Annotated in this window: 4 protein-coding genes; 2 read left to right on the top strand and 2 right to left on the bottom strand. The window is 71.2% G+C overall.

From position 1 onward, the window contains the following. A partial coding sequence (locus G6R25_RS22310; RefSeq protein WP_235949444.1) for a DUF262 domain-containing protein occupies positions 1 to 346 on the bottom strand: 346 nt, incomplete at its 3' end. Between the two features lie 247 nt (positions 347 to 593). Here G6R25_RS22310 and G6R25_RS22305 point away from each other — a divergent pair. Both G6R25_RS22305 and G6R25_RS22300 read left to right on the top strand, forming a co-directional pair. Further along, positions 594 to 1,214 (top strand): TetR/AcrR family transcriptional regulator, encoded by a 621-nt coding sequence (locus G6R25_RS22305; RefSeq protein WP_205447359.1) that lies wholly within the window; start codon positions 594 to 596, stop codon positions 1,212 to 1,214. A gap of 86 nt (positions 1,215 to 1,300) precedes the next feature. Beyond that, positions 1,301 to 2,854 carry an MFS transporter gene (locus G6R25_RS22300; RefSeq protein WP_163554459.1) on the top strand — a complete coding sequence of 518 codons (1,554 nt, stop codon included), beginning with the start codon at positions 1,301 to 1,303 and terminating at the stop codon, positions 2,852 to 2,854. Between the two features lie 67 nt (positions 2,855 to 2,921). Here G6R25_RS22300 and G6R25_RS22295 read toward each other — a convergent pair whose 3' ends face one another. Next, positions 2,922 to 3,791, bottom strand: a complete 870-nt coding sequence (locus G6R25_RS22295) for a hypothetical protein (RefSeq protein WP_235949443.1) — start codon at positions 3,789 to 3,791, stop codon at positions 2,922 to 2,924. Positions 3,792 to 3,964: the final 173 nt, after the last annotated feature.

Below are 3,964 nucleotides of genomic sequence, written 5' to 3'. Positions count from 1 at the left end.
CGAACGGCGCATGGCGATTACCTTCCGGATGCAGTGCATTCGCAATACTGGTGATGCGCTGCTGGCCGTCGACCACCCAGAGGGTGTTCTCGCCCGCCGGAGCGGAGATCGTCAGCCTGCCGAGCGTAACCGTCTCGGCACCCGACTGCCGCACCCACAGCAGCATGCTGCCGACCGGATAACCCTTGATGATGCTGTCGAAGAGGCGGACGACATCCCGGCTTCCCCACCGAAAATCGCGCTGAAAGTGCGGGACCCGGACTCGACCCTGCCATGTCTGAGCTACAAGGTCTTCCAACTCGTACGTCGTCGCGCTTGGCTGGATGGCCAGTCCGTCGGTCGACATGACGACCATCCTTCACGAGGTAGGGACGCATCCTTCACCAGGCGGCGACGCCCATCGGGCGGCTGGGGCAGAGATGGCCCCGGCACACCGCGGACGGGCACCTGACCGAGGATCCCCTGACGCATCGCACGGTGTAATGGCAATCTTACTGCTCCGTAGGGCCGCCCGGCTGGGCTCGTAGCCCGTGCCGGACGCCACCGGCGGTATGGGGTTTGACAGGTTAGTGAGTGGCCACTACCTTGCGGCTATGGCAACGCGGACGGACGGCGGCGGGCGGATGAGCGCCGAGCAGCGGCGGGCGAGCGTGCTTGCCGCGGCGGTCGAGGAGTTCGCCCACGGCGGCCTGGCCGGCACGTCGACGGAGTCGATCGCCGAGCGGGCCGGCATCTCCCAGCCGTACCTGTTCCGGCTGTACCCGACGAAGAAGGCGTTGTTCCTCGCCGTCATCGACGATGTCTTCCGCCGGACCGCGACCCACTTCGAGCGGGCCGCAGGCGAGCTGACCGGCGAGGCCGCGTTGGACGCGATGAAGGAGTCCTACCAGGAGCTGCTGGCGGATCCGACGTATCTGCTGAACCAGCTGCAGGCCTACTCCGGGTGCTACGACCCGGAGGTCCAGGTCACGACCCGCAGCGGATTCCACCTGTTGTGGGACACCGTGAACCGCATCACCGGCCTGTCGAACGACGAGATCCGGCTGTTCTTCGCCTACGGCATGCTGTTCAACATCATCGCAGCGATGGACCTCGCCGTCCTCAACGAGGAGTGGGCACAGATGGTCTGCACGGCGGCGCCGCCGGGCTCCGCCGCCAGCGCTCGGAAACCCAGCACTCCGGAACCCAGCACTCTGGAACCGCCCACTCCCTGACCCGGGTTCGAACCGACCGCGACCCTCCCGTCCTGGCGAGATGTCGCGCAGCCCGATGTCGCAAGGTAGTGACTGGTTACTACCTAATGAAAGTAGTGAGTGCTCACAAGATAAGCGGAAGGAGATCCGCCGTGCCTCGACGCCCCAGCACCGCCTGGACCATCGTCGTGACCTCGTTGGCCGCGTTCATGGTGTCCCTGGACAACCTCGTGGTCACCACCGCGCTCCCGCAGATCCGCGAGGATCTTGGCGCGGGCCTGGAAAGCCTGGAATGGACGGTGAACGCCTACACCCTGCCGTTCGCGGTCCTGCTGCTCACCGGGGCGGCGCTGGGCGACCGGCTCGGGCGCCGGCGGGTGTTCCTCGCCGGTCTCGCGGTGTTCACCCTGGGCAGCGCGGGTGCCGCGCTCGCCCCGTCCATCGGCGTTCTCATCACCGCCCGTGCGGTGCAGGGCGTCGGCGCGGCCCTCGTGCTGCCGCTGACCCTGACACTGCTCGCCGCGGCCGTGCCCGAGGAGCGCCGCGGCGCCGCTCTCGGTATCTGGGGGGCGATGACGGGGTTGGCCGTCGCGGTCGGCCCGCTCATCGGCGGGGCCGTCACCGAGGGCGCGAGCTGGCAGTGGATCTTCTGGGTGAACGTGCCGGTCGGCCTCGTCGCGCTGCCCGTCGGGCTGCGCGCGCTCACCGAGTCGCGAGGCCGCACCACCCGGCTCGACCTCACCGGCGCCGCGTTGATCAACGCCGCGTTGCTGGGCGTGACCTTCGGCCTCGTCCGCGGGGAGGGGCACGGCTGGACGAGCACCTCGGTGCTCGGCGCCCTGGTGCTCGGCGGGCTTGGCATCGGTGCGTTCGTCGCCTGGGAACTGCGGGTAGCCCGCCGAGGCGCGGCGCCGATGTTGCCGATGGGGCTGTTCCGCGTCCCCGGTTTCGCGGCCGTGAACGCCACCGCGCTGCTGTTCTCGATGGGCATGTTCGGCTCGATCTTCCTACTGGCCCAGGCACTACAGAACGTCTACGGCTATTCGCCGTTGCAGGCCGGTGTGCGCACCCTGCCGTGGACGGCGATGCCGCTGCTCATCGCGCCACTCGCCGGGCCGGTGTCGGACCGCATCGGTGGCCGGCCGCTGCTGCTCGGCGGGCTGGTGCTCAACGCCGCCGGGCTCGCCTGGATGGCGCTGGTGCTGACGACGCACACGGCGTATGCGGCGCTGATCGGACCGTACGTCCTCTCCGGCATCGGCATGGCCCTGTTCTTCGTGCCGATCGCGACCGTCGCCCTCGGGGTCGTGCCGGCCGCGATGCAGGGCATCGCCTCGGGCACCAACAACGCCCTGCGCGAGCTCGGGGGGGTACTCGGCATCGCGGTGCTGTCGTCGGTCTTCGCCGCCCGCGGCGGATACGACACGCCGGCGGCGTTCATCGACGGGACGCGACCCGCCCTGTGGCTGGGCGTGATCGCCGTCGTGCTCGCCCTACTCTGCGCCCTGGCCATCCCCCGGCGCGACGGCCTCGCCGCCGCGACCGCCGACACCTCGTCCAACACCGCGGACCTGCTCGAGTCGCCGGAACGCGAATCAGGCGGCGCGGGCCGGCAGCCCGCCGTCATCCAGACCACCGCAACCGGCGCCACCACCACCTGAGCCGCCGCCACCTGAGCCATCATCAGGGGTGTCCGGCAGTCCACCGAACGGTGCCGGCGGCTGCACGTCAGGGGGGCGCCGCCGGCACCGGCGCTGAAGGGTGCGCCGGGGTGAGCAGGCAGTAGTCGCCGGACTCCCGGCCGACCTGGTAGGACTCCCGGCTCGTCGGGTCGTCGCCGCGCTGCACGTCGACCTCGACCTCCCGGACCGTCTGGGCGGCGATGGCCTGGCGGGTCTGCACGCCCCACGCGATACCCCCGCTGATCCCGTCAAGCGCCCGCATGATGATCGTGTAGTCGGTGGCCGATCGGTTGCCCCGAACCGAGCTGCAGAGCCGATCGTAGGCGGCGTCGTAACGGCCGGCGCGGACGTCGGTGAGGTAGGACCGCACGGTCTCGACGGGGCCGTCGTCCGACCGGACAAGCAGGAAGATGCCGGTGCCGCCCGCACCGGCGACCATCGCCAGCACAAGGACGAGTGGGATGAGCCAGCGGGCCGGTCCGCGACGCGGCGGCCCGGCCGGCGGCCCGGCCGCCCAGATCGGGCCGCCCCAGCCATGGGTGGAGGACCCAGACCCGCCGGAACCGAGCCCGCCAGAACCGAGCCCGCCGGGCAGTCCCGGGGAAGCCGGGCCGGCAGGAGCGGAGGGCCACGCGGACGCGGCGCCGCGTTCGAGGCCCGGCGGCGGGGGCGACTGCGACTGCCCGCGGAGGGTCCGCACGGCCGGCAGTGGTGGGCCGGCCGGCCAACCGGCAGGCGCCGGCCTCCCGGCCCGCCCGGATGCCGGCCCGGAGGCTGGGGTGACGGGCTGTGCGGGTGATGCGGACGGAGCGGGCGGAGCCCAGGGAGCCAGCAGCCCGGTCACGCCTGCCGGGCCGGCGCCCTCGACGCTCGGCTCCCGCCGACCGGACGTGTTCTCGCTGCCCTGGCCGTTCATGCGTCTCCCTCGTGGCCAGTCGAACCGTCGGTCCTCGATTCGGCGCCCTGCGCCCATCACATCATCCTGCCCGTGTTGGCCGCACAGGCGCCCGGCGAGCAGAATCTCCGAGCACGGTGGCCGTCCGTACCCACTCGGCCGGACACGGCAAGACGAGTGAGCGCGAATCGTTC

This window comes from Candidatus Frankia alpina (assembly GCF_902806485.1).
In the GTDB taxonomy this organism is placed as follows: domain Bacteria; phylum Actinomycetota; class Actinomycetes; order Frankiales; family Frankiaceae; genus Frankia; species Frankia alpina.
Note: the sequence above shows the minus strand (reverse complement) of the source record. Positions and strands in the feature narration are given on the sequence as shown.